The sequence below is a fragment of the Methylophaga sp. OBS4 genome, assembly GCF_026319305.1.
In the GTDB taxonomy this organism is placed as follows: Bacteria; Pseudomonadota; Gammaproteobacteria; order Nitrosococcales; family Methylophagaceae; genus Methylophaga.
The window spans coordinates 17,196-33,734 of sequence record NZ_JAPDMV010000023.1 but is presented as its reverse complement, the minus strand read 5'-3'; the positions used below and the strand labels follow the sequence as shown (position 1 = coordinate 33,734).

The window sequence follows — 16,539 nt, the reverse complement described above, 5'->3', positions numbered from 1 at the left end:
TCAGCTTCAGTCTGAGGGGCGGCGCTGGGCCAGTTTATTGAGCGCGGTTTTTAACGGACCGTCTTCGATAGTAGCAGCGGTGTTTTTCAGTAACGCCGCTGTTTTTGTAGAAACATGCACCGCAGCATGATCTGTCTGCTCGATCAATGATTGTTTGGGACGGACTTTGACTTCGAGTTTGTATACAGGCTCAGGCAAATATGCTGATAATGCCTTGCAAACCACCGGAGCCTGAAAACGTAACAAGCTGGCATAGCCGGCATTGTCGGTGTGGACGATAATCCTGTCTGCGGTGACATTAGCCAGGTGGCAATGATTGCTGAATTGCAAGGGCAGGCTTTTTTGCAGAATAATGTTAAGCTTGTCCAATTGTCGCGCACGGGCGGCCAGACACTTCATGTGACTGTCCTGCTTGTATATTTGACTGACGCGTTCAGGTTTTTTTGACATGAATTTTAACTGACGAAAGGATAAAAATGCAGGTTATCATTATATCCTCAAACAACAAGCGCCATAAACATTGGCATTTGACGCGAACGAAGCTGCTGGTGCTGACGACGCTGTTAATCAGCCTGGTCAGCATCAGTACATTCAGCTTCGCCAACTGGATGAATAGCTCAGCGACTTCCCCGCTTTTACCTGCCACACCTCCTCTCTTCAGTTCCATTCAATCCCAATCAAAAGCCGTTATCGACACTACTGTGCAGTTTGAAAACGAAGCTATTCAGGGTTTTTATGCGCGTCAGCTTGGAGGTTTACAGGCGGAAACCATTCGCCTGAAGATGCTCAGCGAGCGTCTGGCAGAAATTGCCGGTTTTGATGCTTCTGAATATCTGCTCACAGAGCAACCGGCACAAGGAGGGGTTGATAGTGATGGTCTGCCTCTCAGCAGCGATGCTATTGATGAAGGCATTGAGCAGTTGTCGCTGGATTTGAAGGGCCAGCAAAATACTCTGTCGGCGCTGGAGCAATACCTGATCACTAAAGACAATATTGCTGCCGCTATTCCCGATGGTAAACCCATTAAGGAAGGCTGGATTTCATCTTTCTATGGTTACCGTATCGATCCGTTTAATGGTAAAAAAACCTTCCATGAAGGTGTGGATCTTGCCGGTAAATCCGGCAGCAGTGTTATCGCGGTAGCGGACGGTATGGTCAGCTGGGTCGGTAATCGTGGTGGTTATGGCGGACTGGTCGAAGTCGATCATGGTAACGGTTATGTCACTCGTTATGCACATAATAAGACCATCAAGGTCAAAGTAGGTGACAGAATCAGCAAAGGAGAGGAACTGGCGCTGATGGGATCGACAGGCCGTTCAACCGGCCCGCATGTCCATTTTGAAGTACTGCGCGATGGTAAACACATCAATCCGTACAACTTCATCAAATAAATCGGGTACTTAAACAACCTGGAAATGCGCGTATCAGAGCTCATGTAAACAGCCAGCACTGCGTTGCAGCCTGTATATACCCTTGTTTTCAGGGGCGATTGTCTCCACTTGGATCTATGTGATCTTCAATCTGCTATTGAGTCCGCGTTATAATCACGCGATTTATCAACTATTTCCGGTGCACGTGCCGTCATAAACAGGTAAGGCGAAATAATGGTTAGCAAGTTTTTCAGCAAGATATTTGGCAGTCGCAATGAGCGGATTTTGAAAAGGATGCGCAAAACAGTCGACGAGATTGCTGCGTTTGAAGCTGATATAGAGCAACTTGATGACTCAGCATTACAAGCCAAAACCACTGAGTTTCGCCAGCTTCTGAATGAAGGCCAGACTTTGGACGATATTCTGCCGGAAGCTTTCGCGGTAGTCAGAGAAGCCGGCAAGCGGGTGTTGGGCATGCGTCATTTCGATGTACAGATGATCGGTGGCATGGTGCTTAACGAAGGCAAGATTGCCGAAATGAAAACCGGTGAAGGTAAAACGCTGGTCGCTACTCTTGCCGTTTATCTCAATGCACTGGAAGGTGACGGCGTACACGTCATTACCGTGAATGATTATCTGGCCAAGCGTGATGCCAACTGGATGAGCAAGCTCTACGGTTTTCTGGGCTTGAGCACCGGTGTCATTGTTTCCGGCATGACTAATGAGGAAAGACGCGAGGCCTATCATGCCGATATCACCTACGGCACCAATAATGAATTTGGTTTCGATTATCTGCGTGACAATATGGCGTTCAGACTGGAAGAGAAAGTCCAGCGTCAGCTTAACTTCGCCGTTATCGATGAAGTTGACTCGATTCTGATTGACGAGGCGCGTACCCCGCTGATTATTTCCGGTCCCGCTGAAGACAGCTCCGAGCTGTATATTCAAATCAACAAACTGATTCCCAGCCTGACAAAACAGGAAGGCGAGGGTGAAGAGATCACCGTGCCCGGCGACTACACGCTAGATGAAAAAAACAAACAGGTTTATTTCACCGAGGCGGGGCATGAAAAAATTGAATCGATGCTCACAGAAACCGGTTTGCTGGCTGAAGATGCGAGCCTTTATGATGCGGCAAATATCGGTTTGATGCATCACGTGACCGCAGCACTGAGGGCCCATGTTCTGTTTCAGCGTGACGTGGACTACATCGTGCAGGACAATCAGATTGTGATTGTTGATGAATTTACCGGCCGCAGTATGCCGGGACGTCGCTGGTCAGAAGGCCTACATCAGGCGATAGAGGCGAAAGAAGGCGTTAAGATCCAGAACGAAAATCAGACGCTGGCATCAATTACTTTCCAGAATTACTTCCGTCTCTACCATAAACTGTCGGGCATGACCGGCACCGCTGATACCGAAGCTTTTGAGCTGCAATCCATTTACGGCCTGGAAGTGGTGGTCATTCCAACACACAAGGAAATGCAACGTAAAGATGAGGCTGACCGCATCTATCTGACGGCAAAAGAAAAATACTACGCTATTCTGGAAAATATCCGCGACTGCGTACACCGTCAGCAACCGGTTCTGGTGGGTACCGCTTCTATCGAAAGTTCGGAATATCTACATGAGCTGCTGGAAAAAGCCAAAGTGCCACATGCAGTACTGAACGCCAAGTTCCACGAAAAAGAAGCCCAAATCATTGCTCATGCCGGCCGTCCGGGTGCGGTGACTATTGCTACCAATATGGCCGGTCGGGGTACAGATATCGTGCTCGGCGGCAGTCTGGAAGCTGAACTGGAAGCTTTGGGCGAAGACGCAGAGGATGAGGAAAAAGCCCGAGTCAGAACTGAGTGGATGAACCGACATGATGCCGTATTGGCAGCCGGTGGTTTGCACATTATCGGTACGGAGCGTCACGAATCACGCCGTATCGACAATCAGCTGCGCGGTCGTTCCGGCCGTCAGGGTGATCCCGGTTCAACCCGTTTTTTCCTGTCGCTGGAAGATAACCTGATGCGCATTTTTGCTTCAGAACGCATGGCGGGTCTGATGCAGAAACTGGGCATGGAAGAAGGGGAGGCAATTGAGCATCCCTGGGTCAGTCGAGCTATTGAAAATGCGCAGCGTAAAGTGGAAGGTCATAACTTCGACATTCGCAAACAATTGCTGGAATTTGATGATGTGGCCAATGACCAGCGTAAAGTTGTCTATGAGCAGCGAAATGAACTGATGGCGGCTGATGATGTATCAGAAGCTATTAGCTCCATGCGCAGCAGTGTGATTAATGACACCATCAGTAGTTATATTCCACCTAACAGCATAGATGAGCTGTGGGATGTGAGCGGCCTTGAAAAGGCTTTGCGCGATGAATATGCGCTGGAACTGGATCTCAGCGGCTGGCTGGAACAGGATGACAGTCTGCATGAAGAATCGTTGCGCGAGCGGATTGTAGAAGCAGCAGAAGCCGCTTACAAAGAAAAAGAAGACACGGTGGGCTCCGAACTGATGCGCCATTTCGAAAAAGCCATCATGCTGCAAACGCTGGATTCACAGTGGAAAGAGCATCTGGCACAGATGGATTACCTGCGTACCGGTATCAATCTGCGTGGTTATGCGCAGAAAGATCCCAAGCAGGAATACAAGCGTGAATCCTTCAGCCTGTTTACCACCATGCTCGACAATATCAAACATGAAGTGATCAGACTAATCTCACGCGTTCAGGTGCGAGCACCTGAAGATGTGGATGCCGTTGATGAGCAGCGTCGCCAGAGCGGTGATGTGGAGTATCAGCATGATGAGGCTCAGCAGATGGGCAGAGAAGAGGCAGCCGAACAAGCCCCTGAAGCTTCACAACCTTACACTCGTGAAGGCAATAAAGTAGGCCGTAACGATCCTTGTCCTTGTGGATCTGGCAAAAAATTCAAGCACTGTCACGGAGCTATCAACTGATGGCAGTCAATCTGACGGCACCGCAACCGGACGAGCTATTACCGGTTGCCGGTATCAGGCTGGCAACCGCCAGTGCAGGAATCAAAAAACCGGGTCGTAAAGATGTTGTATTGATTGAGTTGGCGGCAGGCAGTCATACTGCCGCGGTCTATACCAAAAATGCATTTTGCGCGGCGCCGGTTCTGGTGGCCAAGCAACATCAAAAGCAGACGGCCAGTCGCTTTTTGTTGATTAATTCCGGTAATGCCAATGCCGGTACCGGTGAAGCAGGCATGCAAGCCGCTTATGCCTGTTGCCAGGCGGTGGCGGAACTGACAGGCAAGCCTGCAGACAGTGTATTGCCATTTTCCACTGGGGTGATTGGTCAACCGTTGCCGGTCAGTAAGATTGAGGCCGTGTTACCTGAGGCTATCGCCCGGCTCTCGGCTGCGAACTGGTTTGATGCCGCCCATGCAATCATGACCACCGATACCCTTGCCAAGGCAAAATCGGTCCAGCTTGAACTGGCAGGCCAGACTGTCACGATAACCGGCATGTCCAAAGGCTCGGGTATGATTCGTCCGGATATGGCGACTATGCTGGCTTATATCGCAACGGATGCTGCGGTGTCACAATCTGTGCTGGATGAAATGCTGCATCAGGCAATGGCACAATCGTTTAACCGCATTACCGTTGACGGTGATACCTCGACCAACGATGCTTGTGTTTTGATAGCTACCGGTCAGGCACAAAATAGTGAAATCAGTGATATCCATAGTACCGAAGCCCGCCGTTTACTGAATGCGCTCAATGATTTAACTCGCTATCTGGCCCAGGCCGTCGTGCGTGATGGTGAAGGCGCAACCAAGTTTATTTCTATCGCGGTCAAGCAGGGGCAGAGCGCAGAAGAGTGCCGTCAGGTGGCTTATACGATTGCCCACTCACCGCTGGTCAAAACCGCCTTATTTGCTTGTGATCCGAACTGGGGCCGAATTCTGGCGGCAGTGGGGCGCAGTGGAATCAGTGACTTTGATTTGGGCAAAGTCAGTATTTATCTGGGGCAGGTTTGTATTGTTGATGGCGGGCAACCTGCCGCTGACTATACCGAAGAAAAAGGTCAGCTGGTGATGGACCAGCCTGAGATTGAGATCACCGTGATATTGGGGCGTGGCGAAGCAGAAGATTTAGTGTGGACCTGCGACTTCTCTTACGACTACGTTAAAATCAATGCCGAATACCGCACCTGACACAATACGATGAGTGACCATAAAATCACGACGCTGAGCGAGTTCCTGCATCAAAGCGGGGCTAAATACCGTGTGTTTGATATGGGTCGCCGCGTCTGCAAATTGAGCCCTGATGACTTTGTCAGTTTTGAATGGGCCAGAAAACCGTACCCTTACCCCTTCCAGCGCAGTGCTTTGTTTGGGGTGATCTTCTGGCATCCGGATGCGGCCGAAAAACAATATGTTTGGTTTCTGAAGTTTCCGCTCGATGAACAGGGATTGTTGATTCAGGCTGCCCGTGATGAGTTTCTGCTGATGCTGCTGGATCGTGTCGGCGAATGTATGCTGGCTGCAGCCGATGGACAACAGATTGAAGGCGCTTTAAAAGACAGTCTCTACACCTTCACGCCGCGTGAAGACAAAATGGCGGCGTTCAATGCCCATGCCACCAAAAGTCTGGCGTTGAAACCTTCACAGTTCTATCATGAAGCCTATGCCTATTTCACCGGCAAACGCGACCTGGACAGCTGGCAGAGTCTGGCTATGCAGGGCGTGGCCGATGTCGCGGTGAGACTGGATGACAATGAAGAAACATTGGGTCTGATTGAAACCCTGCCACGGGTGCCTGCAGAGCCGTTTAATGTGCTCAGTACTTTTCTGGAAAATGCCGCACCCGCGGCCGGTATTGTTGAGATACTGGTGCATAGGGTGAATGTTCAACTACAGGAAAAACAACCGGATATCAGCATGATTTGCGCCTGCCTGCGTGCGGCTTCAAACAGTCCGGCAAAAGGGCTGGTCGATCAGATGACAGCGCATGTACTCAAACATCGTTGCAGTCAGAATATAGAAATACTGGCGATCATTTGTGGCCGTTTGTGGCCGGTATTGAAACAAGTCAGTCTGTGTAAACTGTTCGTTGAACAACTAGCCCATAACGATACCGGTTACAGCGGTTTCAGTCAGCTGCTGGCCGATCTGATGTTTATTCCCGGTATGCGTGAGCCGGTGATGCAGGCTTTGAGAGATCCGAAGCGATCAGAAAAACTGAGCCGCTATGTCGGCCGTATGTTTGGTTAGAGCCCGTTCATTATTTCACAATAACCGCCGCCAGAATCAATCTCTTTAACCGAAACAATTTGGATATACGTGCTTTGGATTGTGGTGGTATGAGACTCAACGGTGATATTTGGCGATTTGCCGTTGCCACTCCCGCTCCATCATGACTTCATGGGTATCATCCACCCGATCCAGAAAGACGGTGCCATGCAGGTGATCAAATTCATGCTGGAAGACACGGGCGATAAACCCCTTGTATTCGGTATTAATGGTTTCACCCTTACGGGTTTTATAGCGTACCTTAACGGCATCATGCCGCGGCACCAATGCGCGAATGCCGGGCAGGCTTAGACAGCCTTCCCAGTCCTTGCTGGTTGTCTCTGACCGCGAGGTGATTTCCGGATTGATAACAAAAAAAGAAGGCATTGTCGGTGCGTAAGGGTAACGGGCATTGGGATGGGAGGACAGAATAAATACCTGCTGACTGATACCGACCTGCGGCGCGGCGATACCCATTCCCCCCTTCGCCAGCACAAAGCTCAACAGCTTATCCAGCATGTTCTGAAAATTTGTATCCTGGATATTTTCGACAGGATCGGCAGTCTGCCGTAAAAGCGGATGACCCAGTTGAAGAATGTCGAAAGTGTCGGTCATAAAGAGGGTGCCTGCAGAGGATCATGTAAACGAAACCAACCAGCAATACTGTAGCGATCACATGCTGATTTGACTACCTCGTGAGGAAATTGTTCGCTCAGGAAGATAACAAAACTGCCGAAATCGGGGTTGATCTGCTCAATGACTTTATTTCCATCCGGGCTATAGAGCAGCAGCTGGCCGCCATCTGCTGCTTGCCAGTCCTGATTAAGATATAAAACGGTGGTCAGCACGCGGTTGGACTGCCCCTTGAACGCATCAAAATGTTTTTTATAAAAAGCACCCGGCGCATAAAAAGCATAATGCGCTTCATAATCAAATAAGCCCATAAACAAACGCCGGTTGATGGCAAGGCGGAAATCCGCCATTTGAGCCAGATATTGTGCATCTACCGGCTGTTGTTGATTGAGCCAGCGGATTTGGTCCTGGCGTACTGTCTGATTGAGCTGGAACTGTAATTCACGACCGATACCTGCTTGCCGGAAATCATCATCGTCCATATTGATGACGCGTCGGTGCAAAGCGTTGGTCAATACGGCCGGTAACAGCTGGGGCAAAATGCAATAACCCTGGCTGGCCAGCTTATCGGCAATTTCATCATAAATGGATTCAGCGGGCTGGATTAGCGGTTTCAAACATGTAATCTCCAAACGGACAGTAAAAGACCGTTACGTTGAACCTGGAGATATGCTGACTGGCAGCATGATGTGGGGTGCAAGGTACTGAACGGGCGCTAAAATTTAGCAGATTTGAGCACTAATAGGGAATAAATTTTGATTTTTTTAATGTTTAACCGAAGAACCAGTAAGCGACTGAGATCGCAGCAATAATACCGGCAAAATCTGCGGCCAGGCCACAACCGGCTGCATGGCGGATATTTTTAATGCCTACAGCACCGAAATAAATAGCCAACACATAGAAGGTCGTTTCGGTACTGCCTTGTACAATCGATGACAGTCGTCCGGCAAAAGAGTCGGCGCCGTAGGCCTGCATGGTATCCACCATCATGGCTCTGGCGCCACTGCCACTGAAAGGTTTCATTAAAGCTGTCGGCAGCGCATCAATAAAGCGATCATCAAATCCCAGCGCCAGTATCAGACTGCGCAGGCCGTCGGCCAGTAAATCCAAAGCGCCGCTGGCACGGAACACGCCGATCGCCACCAGCATCGCCACCAGATAGGGGATGATCTTAATGGCGGTTTCAAAACCTTCACGGGCACCGTCAATAAAGGCATCGTAGGCATTGACCCGCCTGAATACCGCAGCCGAAATAAACAATGCCACCAGAGAAAATAAAATCACATTGCTGACGAGGGCTGACTGCGCTAGCATTTGTGCTTGTGACAGACTGGCAAAATAAGCCAATACAGCCGCGACCAACAGCGTGAACCCGCCCAGATAGGCGATAACAACTCTGTCCAGCAAATTAATTTTCTGTACCCAGGCCACCGTTAATAAACCGATAAAGGTGGACATATAAGTGGCCAGCAGAATCGGGATAAAGACATCAGTGGGATTAGCGGCGCCCATTTGTGCCCGGTAGGTAAATATCGTGACCGGAAACAAGGTGACGGCCGATGTGTTAATGACCAGAAACAGGATCTGCGCGTTGCTGGCTGTCTCTTTGAGCGGATTAAGGGTTTGCAGCTCTTTCATCGCTTTGATGCCTAGGGGGGTGGCCGCATTATCCAGGCCCAGCGCGTTGGCCGAAATATTCATTACCATCGCTCCCAACGCGGGATGATTTTTGGGGATTTCCGGCATCAGACGTTGAAACAGCGGCGCCAACCCCCGGGTCAGCAGTTCAATAAACCCGCTGCGTTCGCCGATACGCATAATACCCAGCCATAAGGCCAGGATGCCTGTCAGCCCCAGTGAGATTTCAAATGCCGTTTTGGACAAGCTGAACATGGCTTCCATCAACTGGGAAAAAATCTGTTGATCGCCCAGAATCAGAAGCTTTATCAGCGCAACAATAAAAGCAATCAGAAAAAAGGCAACCCAGATGATATTCAGCATGCGGCTATTGTGGCACGGCTGAATTATTTGAGGAAGTTGCGGTTTTGAGACGTGATCTTGTGTCAGGAACGGCGCATATGGTTATTGAATAATGTGAGGGATTACCGTGGCAATCCCTCTATCACATAATTTGTGAATCTAAGTACCAGATTAGCGGCGCTTGCTGCCCGCGTTTGAGCGCTCTTTTTGCAAAGATAAACGTTTTCTCGGTGCCTCATTTTTGCGTGGTGGTCTGGCCGTTTTTCTGTCATTCGTAGCTGCGGGAACATCGTCAGGCAGGCTGATTTGCAGTTGTTTGTTGTTGACCCAGACTTTGCTCAGGTGCTGGAAAATATCTTTGGGCATACCATCCGGCAAATCGACAAAACTGTGATCATCCATAATGCTGATACGGCCGATAAACTGACTTTCCAGTCCGGCTTCATTGGCGATGGCACCGACCAGGTGTTTCGGCTCAACATTGTCCGCGGCACCTACTTCGACGCGGTAAGTTTTCATGCCTTCTTCAGGCTGATGCTTGCGTTCACGAACCTGCCGTGGTTCACGAGTCTGGCGTGGCTCGCGATCCGCTGAACGTTTGCTCTCTCTTTCCGGTTTGTCTTTGGGCTGGCGTCGTTCACTGACATGTTTGACCGGTAATAAAGGACGATTTTTTTGTACCAGAAACGCCAGTGCAGCGGCCATTTCTACCGGATCAGCGTTATGTTCTTCCTGATATTGGGTGATCAGGTTTTCAAAAAATGCCAGATCCTGAGATTCGATGGTTTCAGACAAATGTTGTTTGAAGGCCATGACACGGCGATCGGCAATATCTTCGCTACTGGGCAGTTGCATCTTGCTGATGGTTTGTCTGGTCGCTTTTTCGATAGCGCCGAGCATACGTTTTTCACGCGGTGCAACAAACAGAATCGCTTCACCCTTGCGGCCTGCCCGGCCGGTACGGCCGATTCGGTGCACATAGGATTCGGTATCGTAGGGAATATCGTAGTTGATAACATGGCTCATGCGTTCGATATCCAGACCACGGGCGGCGACATCGGTCGCTACCAGAATATCGATTTTGCCGGCTTTCATTTTCTCGACGGTTTTTTCGCGTAAAGCCTGATTCATATCACCATTAAGCGCAGAACTGGCATAACCGCGGGCTTCCAGTTTCTCGGCCAGATCAACAGTGGCATTTTTGGTGCGCACGAAAATGAGCATGCCATCAAAATCTTCTACTTCCAGCATCCGGGTGAGCGCATCCAGTTTGTGTAAACCGGTCACCTGCCAGTAACGCTGATTGATGGTATCAACTGTGGATGTTTTCGACTTGATATGGACTTCCACCGGATCTTTCAGATAACGCTGGGCAACCCGGTGAATCGGTTTGGGCATGGTGGCGGAAAACAACGCGACCTGACGAGTTTCAGGCGTTTCCTGCAGAATGGTTTCCACATCATCGATAAAGCCCATGCGCAGCATTTCATCTGCTTCATCCAAAACCAGGGATTGCAGATTTTCCAATACCAGTTTGCCACGACGAATATGATCCAGAATACGGCCGGGTGTACCGACAATCACTTGCGGGTTACGCTGCAGCTGGCGTAGCTGGATACTCATGCTCTGGCCGCCGTAAATAGGCAGTACGTGAAAGCCTTTTAAATGACGTCCGTAGCCTTGAATAGCTTCGGCGACCTGAATAGCCAGTTCGCGGGTAGGCGTGAGTACCAGAATTTGGGGTGTTTTCTGACGGGCATCAATGCGGCTTAACAGCGGCAAAGAAAAGGCGGCTGTTTTACCGGTACCGGTCTGCGCCTGACCGAGCAGATCACGACCTTGCAACAGTGGTGTAATACTTTGTGCCTGAATCGGGGAGGGGGTTTCGTACCCGGCTTCCTGAATAGCTTTTACAATAGGGGCGGCGATTCCCAACTCACTGAATGAGGGGATCGGATCGAGTTGTTCTGTGGACATGGTAAAACCTGTGAAAGTCAGTTTTTGAACGCAAAACTGATGAGCGGGATGTAAAACCCCCAATTATACAAGTCAATGCTGTTAAAAGATATAAAAATCATAAATTTATTGTAGTTGGCTGCCGGACTGGAAATGCGGGTCAGCTTGGTCTTATGATAGTACTGTCATAAGACATCGAGAGTGCCTGCTATGGAACGTTTTTCAGTTGATGCCTACACCCCGCAGCAAATTGCTGCCCACATACAACAGGCAGGCGTCACCAAAAGTAGCAGTGATCCTGTGCAGGTATTTGTATTAGCCATGCTGGCAGGTGCCTTTATTGCTTTGGGCGCCGTTTTCTTCACCTTGGTGACTTATGATAGCGCCGGGGTGGCTGGTGGCCTGATGCGTCTGATTGGCGGTGTTGCATTCTGTCTGGGCTTGATTTTGGTCGTAGTGGCCGGCGCTGAATTGTTCACTGGCAATAATCTGATTGTGATGGCTTGTGTTGATGGTCAGGTCAGTCTGGCACAGTTACTGAAAAACTGGTTGATTGTTTACCTTGGCAATTTTGTAGGCGCACTGGGTATTCTGGTGATGATTTATTTCAGTGGGCACTGGCTGCTTGCTGAGGGGGCGGTTGGTAGTAAAGCGATTGCGATTGCCCATAGCAAAGTCAATCTGGACTGGATCCAGGCCTTTTTCCGGGGCATATTGTGCAATGTGCTGGTCTGTCTGGCAGTCTGGTTGTGTTATGCCGGGCGCAGCGTGGTGGATAAAGTGCTGGCGATCCTGTTTCCGATCACGGCATTTGTTGCAATGGGTTTTGAGCATTCAGTGGCTAATATGTATTTCATTCCCGCGGGTTTAGTGGCAAAGGCTGACCCTGCCATGTTGCAGCCTTTGGGTTATTTGGTGTTGGACAAACTCACGATCAGTGGCTTTTTGTGGCATAACTTGATACCAGTGACGTTAGGCAATATGCTGGGCGGCGGCCTGTTTGTCGGTCTGGTGTACTGGTTTATATATCTGCGTAAAAACAAGGAGAATTAACATGAGTGAACATATCTACAAACTTATCGAACTGACCGGTAGCTCCCCTGTGAGCTCAGACCAGGCTATTCAAAATGCCGTTATTAAAGCAGCTGAAACCGTCAAGAACATGCACTGGTTTCAGGTGGTGGAAACCCGCGGCTGTATCGAAGAAGGTGTAGTGAAATACTGGCAGGTCACCATCAAAGTCGGATTCAGAATAGAAGATTAAGCTGACAGTATGGTTTGATAGACGGCGTGTCAATCCAGACTGAGGCAGATGTGGTGGTAATCGGTGCGGGCACGGCCGGTTTAGCTGCGATCAAGGAAGTCAAAAAGGTTACGGACCGTTATCTGCTGATTAATGATGGTCCCTATGGCACGACCTGTGCCCGTGTTGGTTGCATGCCTTCCAAGCTGCTGATCGAAGCCGCGAATGCTTTTCACCGGCGCTATAGCTTTGAAGCATTTGGCATTCGTCATGCAGAGGCATTGCAAATCGATATTCCAGCGGTCATGCAACGGGTACGTGATTTGCGAGATTATTATGTTGCCAGCACACTCAAGGCCGTCCACGAGTTGGGAGACAAAAACATCAGCGGCAGAGCGCGGTTATTGAGTGCGAATCTAGTTGAAGTTAACGATCAGCAGATTGCTGGCCGGAAAATCATCATTGCAACGGGTTCCAGACCCATTGTGCCCAGCGCTTGGCTGTCACTGGGTGACAAGTTACTCACCACAGACACGCTATTTGAACAGCATGACTTCAAGCAACGCGTCGCGGTTATCGGATTGGGAGCGATTGGTGTTGAAATTGCTCAGGCGCTGGCAAGGCTGGGTATAACGGTCACCGGCTTTGGCGCAGGTAACGAACTTGCTGGTTTAACGGATCCGGCTGTCAATCAGGCGTTACATGACAGTCTACAGAAAGAATTTGCCATTCATCTTGGTGATAATGCGGAGCTAACAACCACTGATACGGGTATTCAGGTGACAGCCGGTGCTTACAGCGTAGAAGTGGATCAGGTTATTGCGGCCGTTGGCCGTCAGCCGAATATTGATAATATCGGGTTTGACAATCTTGGTGTGGCGTTGGATGACAACGGGATGCCCGACATCAACCCTCAGACAATGCAAGTCGCTGATTTACCGGTCTTCTTAGCCGGCGATGCCAGTGCTGATACGATGTTATTACACGAAGTCGCAGATGAAGGGCACATAGCCGGTCATAATGCGGTGGCTGAGAAAGTCGAGGCTTTTTGTCGCAGGACGCCTTTGAGTATTGTCTTCAGTGCTCCGGAAACGGCCATGGTGGGGCGATCCTATGCAGAGTGTGAGTCTCATCCGCTGGTGGTTGGGCAGGCGAGCTATACTGATCAGGGGCGTGCACGTGCGGCTCTGCAGAACGTTGGTCTGATGCGGATTTATGCAGATAAAACTAACGGACGACTGCTTGGCGCAGAAATGTCGGCACCAGATGCGGGGCACATGGCCCATATACTGGCTCTTGCAATACAGCAGCAGCTTAGCGTTGAAGCGTTGCTCGCCATGCCCATTTATCACCCCGTATTGGAAGAAGGTATGCGAAGCGCATTACGTGATGTGCTCAGCCAACGGCTGGAAACGACACAACCCTTTGATTTAGCCCGCTGCGACTCATTCCAGTCTGAAGCCCTGGATTAGTTATTCAGATTGCTTAAAGCTGTGCACCCAGACTTGATGTGCGTCATTCCAGTCCATGCCTGCATGCATGCTGATAATCAGCTGTTTATAGGTCTGCAGGTTTGGAAAACCCTCGGCTTTGGCATCAGCTTCGCTCATATCCCCTAATGACTGTCTTTCAAGTTGCGTAATGACAAATTGTTCTCCTGCCAGGTCGAAGGTTTCGCCCGGATAGCCATAAACGCCATTACGACGTTGCTGGGTCTTGGTTCCGGCCAGAGCGGCATCAACCAGACGTGAGTGCGTCACCAGTCGGTCGATTTCACAGGTTTTAGGTGGGTAATCTGGATTAATGTCTGTCATTATTATTTCTGTATTTTGGTAAATTTAGAACCTTCCAATGTCAGGTTGAACATCAGCCCTTTATTGCTGAATACAAAACCGACTATGGGATCTTCAATATCTATGGTGTTGATGTCTTCGCCTGCACCCCATTCTACAACAGCGACAGAGCCATCGACACCGGCTTTCCAGCCTTTACTGTCACGAAACTGTTTTAATGAATCTCCGGACAGGAAAACTACAACAAGTGATTTACTTTGGGCACCTAATTGCAGACCAATGGAAGCGGCAGCAGTACTGTAGTAATCCACCGTCTGGCCATTGATTAGCAGTGCGCCTTCGCCATATTCGCCGCCGATACCGAATCCGGCTTTGATAACTTTCGGGAAGACTAATACCCCTTCAGCGCGTTGCAGAAATTTGCCCCCTCCGGGCACTTCAGAACGGAAATTTTTCAATGTTTCTGTTACGCCGATATCAATTTCAGCTGCGGACGCAGCCTGCACTTTCAATGGTGCGGTGATAAAGAATAGGCAAGCCAGCAAGGTAACCACCAGGTAATGCTGTTTCGGCAAGTTCTGATAAAACATCATAGCGATCCCTGAAATAAAATTATGCACTTAATATATACAGAAACATTATGCTGTGCAGTAATTTTCCTAACTATAGGAAATCTATACTTTTTGGATGGTTATTAAGTAAGATGAACAGATTCTTTGAAAAGATAATTGATTATTTATAAAAAAATCGGTCGTTTACTGTGATATAGCGATGGAGTTAGCGCGCTGCGACAGGGCGGTTGTCTGAAGCTAGGGGGGAGCATCAGGGATATGAACAACATTTGCAGGGTGTTAAGCAAATTGAAAATCAGTTTGTATCTGTTGTTCATGATATTGGCTGTGGTGTCAGTTTATCTGGTTATATTGCTGTTTCATTCTGCAGAAAAGCTCAATACGATATCTGCTGAAACCTCTACAGCCATTTTTGACAGTGTAATCAGAAATGAGCTGGAAGGTATGGGTAAGTTAACCAAGGATTATGCTTATTGGAATGACTCGGTAGAAAAACTGAGTCTGAGACTCGATCCTGAGTTCATCGAGGATAATTTTCTGGGATCGTATATGGGGGATAGTTTTGGCATTTCCCGTGTGGCTGTCGCTAATCTGGATAAAACTATTATCATGTCCATAGTTGACGGTGAAGTTGAAGCAGATCCGAATAAGGCGCTTACTGCTGAGCCATATCAGTATCTGATGCAGCAGGCACTGCAAGCAGAAATGACCGACCCGGTGCCGGTGACCGGATTCATCAAGATGGGGTTTGAGCTACATATGGTCGCCTGTGTGCCCATTACTCCCCATGACGATCAGGATCCGCGTTTTGTATTCGGGCAGGCCTATGGCTTGTTATTGATGAGCAAGAAACTGGACGCAGCGATGATAAATGGCTGGGCCCAGGATTTTAAGTTTAATTCGATGATGTTGTTTTCTTCACAGCAGGGCCCTGCTGATTATCTTGCCAAATCTGTGATAAACCCTTTGGGTAAAAATCTTGCCACTATTGTATGGCGTGCAGATCAGCCTGGCGCCCTATTTATTAATAATAATTCCCCGGTTTTGGGGGGGATTTTATTGATTCTAACTTTGATAACGGTATTTTTTGGGTTCAATATCAGCCGTTATATCAAAATGAGTATGGCGGCAGCCATAGAGTTGGAACAGAGCCAGCAAGAATTGAACAGGCTGGCTTATTATGATCGTATCACCGGTTTACCCAATCGTTCGCTGGCAATAGATCGATTGTCCCAGTCACTAAAATCCATGCAACGAAGTAAACTCCATACCGCTGTGATGTTTATTGATTTGGATGGTTTTAAACCGGTCAATGATAAATACGGCCATGCGATAGGTGATGAAATCCTCGCCAGAGTGGGGAAGCGTGTGGCCAGTTGTATCCGTAAGGATGATACTGTGGCACGTGTCGGCGGTGACGAATTTTTGGTAATCCTGACAGGCTTGGCTGGTGAAGACGATATCGATGAAATTGCCAAAAAGATCCTACATAATCTGGGCCGTTCCTTCCAGGTAGGTGATAAGGCGGTTGAGATAACGGCGAGTATCGGCATTGCGGTGGCGCCACGTGATGGCCATGATCCTGATGAGCTGATCGGCCGGGCTGATGACGCCATGTATTGCAGCAAACACAATGGTAAGAACACTTATCTATTTTTTAACGGGCTCGACATGGTCTCGACCTAAAGTGCCTGCTGCGATCGTTGGCTCTAGCTTAATGTGCCGTTACAACTCAAA

Annotated in this window: 15 protein-coding genes; 8 read left to right on the top strand and 7 right to left on the bottom strand. The window is 49.1% G+C overall.

The features are described 5' to 3' along the window. Positions 1-6: 6 nt before the first annotated feature. Positions 7-399: a DciA family protein gene (locus OMP95_RS08595; RefSeq protein ID WP_266327858.1), complete on the bottom strand. Its 393-nt coding sequence runs from the start codon at positions 397-399 to the stop codon at positions 7-9. A 128-nt stretch (positions 400-527) separates the two neighbouring features. Here OMP95_RS08595 and OMP95_RS08590 point away from each other — a divergent pair, with 128 nt between their 5' ends. The 4 genes from OMP95_RS08590 to OMP95_RS08575 all read left to right on the top strand — a co-directional run bounded on the left by OMP95_RS08590 (position 528) and on the right by OMP95_RS08575 (position 6,607). After that, a complete protein-coding gene (locus OMP95_RS08590; protein WP_266327857.1) occupies positions 528-1,391 on the top strand; it encodes a M23 family metallopeptidase in 864 nt (287 codons plus the stop codon). A 213-nt stretch (positions 1,392-1,604) separates the two neighbouring features. Next, the gene (gene secA, locus OMP95_RS08585) at positions 1,605-4,322 is read left to right on the top strand and encodes a preprotein translocase subunit SecA (protein ID WP_266327856.1); all 2,718 of its coding nucleotides are present in this window, start codon (positions 1,605-1,607) and stop codon (positions 4,320-4,322) included. Further along, the gene (argJ, locus tag OMP95_RS08580) at positions 4,322-5,548 is read left to right on the top strand and encodes a bifunctional glutamate N-acetyltransferase/amino-acid acetyltransferase ArgJ (protein ID WP_266327855.1); all 1,227 of its coding nucleotides are present in this window, start codon (positions 4,322-4,324) and stop codon (positions 5,546-5,548) included. The genes secA and argJ overlap by 1 nt, the downstream gene beginning before the upstream one ends. Positions 5,549-5,557: 9 nt before the next feature. Then, the gene (locus OMP95_RS08575) at positions 5,558-6,607 is read left to right on the top strand and encodes a DUF3549 family protein (protein ID WP_266327854.1); all 1,050 of its coding nucleotides are present in this window, start codon (positions 5,558-5,560) and stop codon (positions 6,605-6,607) included. Positions 6,608-6,703: 96 nt separating this feature from the next. Here OMP95_RS08575 and def read toward each other — a convergent pair whose 3' ends face one another. From def to OMP95_RS08555, 4 genes are all read right to left on the bottom strand, one after another. Continuing rightward, the gene (gene def, locus OMP95_RS08570; protein ID WP_266327853.1) at positions 6,704-7,240 is read right to left on the bottom strand and encodes a peptide deformylase; all 537 of its coding nucleotides are present in this window, start codon (positions 7,238-7,240) and stop codon (positions 6,704-6,706) included. After that, positions 7,237-7,875 carry a 2OG-Fe(II) oxygenase gene (locus OMP95_RS08565; RefSeq protein ID WP_266327852.1) on the bottom strand — a complete coding sequence of 213 codons (639 nt, stop codon included), beginning with the start codon at positions 7,873-7,875 and terminating at the stop codon, positions 7,237-7,239. The genes def and OMP95_RS08565 overlap by 4 nt, the downstream gene beginning before the upstream one ends. A gap of 154 nt (positions 7,876-8,029) precedes the next feature. Further along, positions 8,030-9,259 carry a nucleoside recognition domain-containing protein gene (locus tag OMP95_RS08560; RefSeq protein ID WP_266327851.1) on the bottom strand — a complete coding sequence of 410 codons (1,230 nt, stop codon included), beginning with the start codon at positions 9,257-9,259 and terminating at the stop codon, positions 8,030-8,032. Positions 9,260-9,409: 150 nt separating this feature from the next. Further along, positions 9,410-11,215 (bottom strand): DEAD/DEAH box helicase, encoded by a 1,806-nt coding sequence (locus OMP95_RS08555; protein WP_266327850.1) that lies wholly within the window; start codon positions 11,213-11,215, stop codon positions 9,410-9,412. Positions 11,216-11,404: 189 nt separating this feature from the next. Between OMP95_RS08555 and OMP95_RS08550 the strand changes: the two genes are divergently transcribed. Genes OMP95_RS08550 through OMP95_RS08540 form a run of 3 tightly spaced genes read left to right on the top strand, consistent with a single transcriptional unit; the run spans position 11,405 to position 13,909 of the window. Continuing rightward, positions 11,405-12,247 (top strand): formate/nitrite transporter family protein, encoded by an 843-nt coding sequence (locus OMP95_RS08550; protein WP_266327849.1) that lies wholly within the window; start codon positions 11,405-11,407, stop codon positions 12,245-12,247. 1 nt (position 12,248) lies between these two features. Then, positions 12,249-12,458, top strand: a complete 210-nt coding sequence (locus OMP95_RS08545) for a dodecin (RefSeq protein ID WP_266327848.1) — start codon at positions 12,249-12,251, stop codon at positions 12,456-12,458. 26 nt (positions 12,459-12,484) lie between these two features. After that, positions 12,485-13,909: a dihydrolipoyl dehydrogenase gene (locus OMP95_RS08540; RefSeq protein WP_266327847.1), complete on the top strand. Its 1,425-nt coding sequence runs from the start codon at positions 12,485-12,487 to the stop codon at positions 13,907-13,909. Here OMP95_RS08540 and OMP95_RS08535 read toward each other — a convergent pair whose 3' ends face one another. Together OMP95_RS08535 and OMP95_RS08530 are read right to left on the bottom strand one after the other, a co-directional pair. Further along, a complete protein-coding gene (locus OMP95_RS08535; protein ID WP_266327846.1) occupies positions 13,910-14,251 on the bottom strand; it encodes an ASCH domain-containing protein in 342 nt (113 codons plus the stop codon). Positions 14,252-14,253: 2 nt separating this feature from the next. Beyond that, positions 14,254-14,823, bottom strand: coding sequence for a YSC84-related protein (locus OMP95_RS08530; protein WP_266327845.1), 570 nt, complete (start codon positions 14,821-14,823; stop codon positions 14,254-14,256). A gap of 237 nt (positions 14,824-15,060) precedes the next feature. Here OMP95_RS08530 and OMP95_RS08525 point away from each other — a divergent pair, with 237 nt between their 5' ends. After that, positions 15,061-16,488, top strand: a complete 1,428-nt coding sequence (locus OMP95_RS08525; protein WP_266327844.1) for a diguanylate cyclase domain-containing protein — start codon at positions 15,061-15,063, stop codon at positions 16,486-16,488. Positions 16,489-16,539 lie beyond the last annotated feature (51 nt).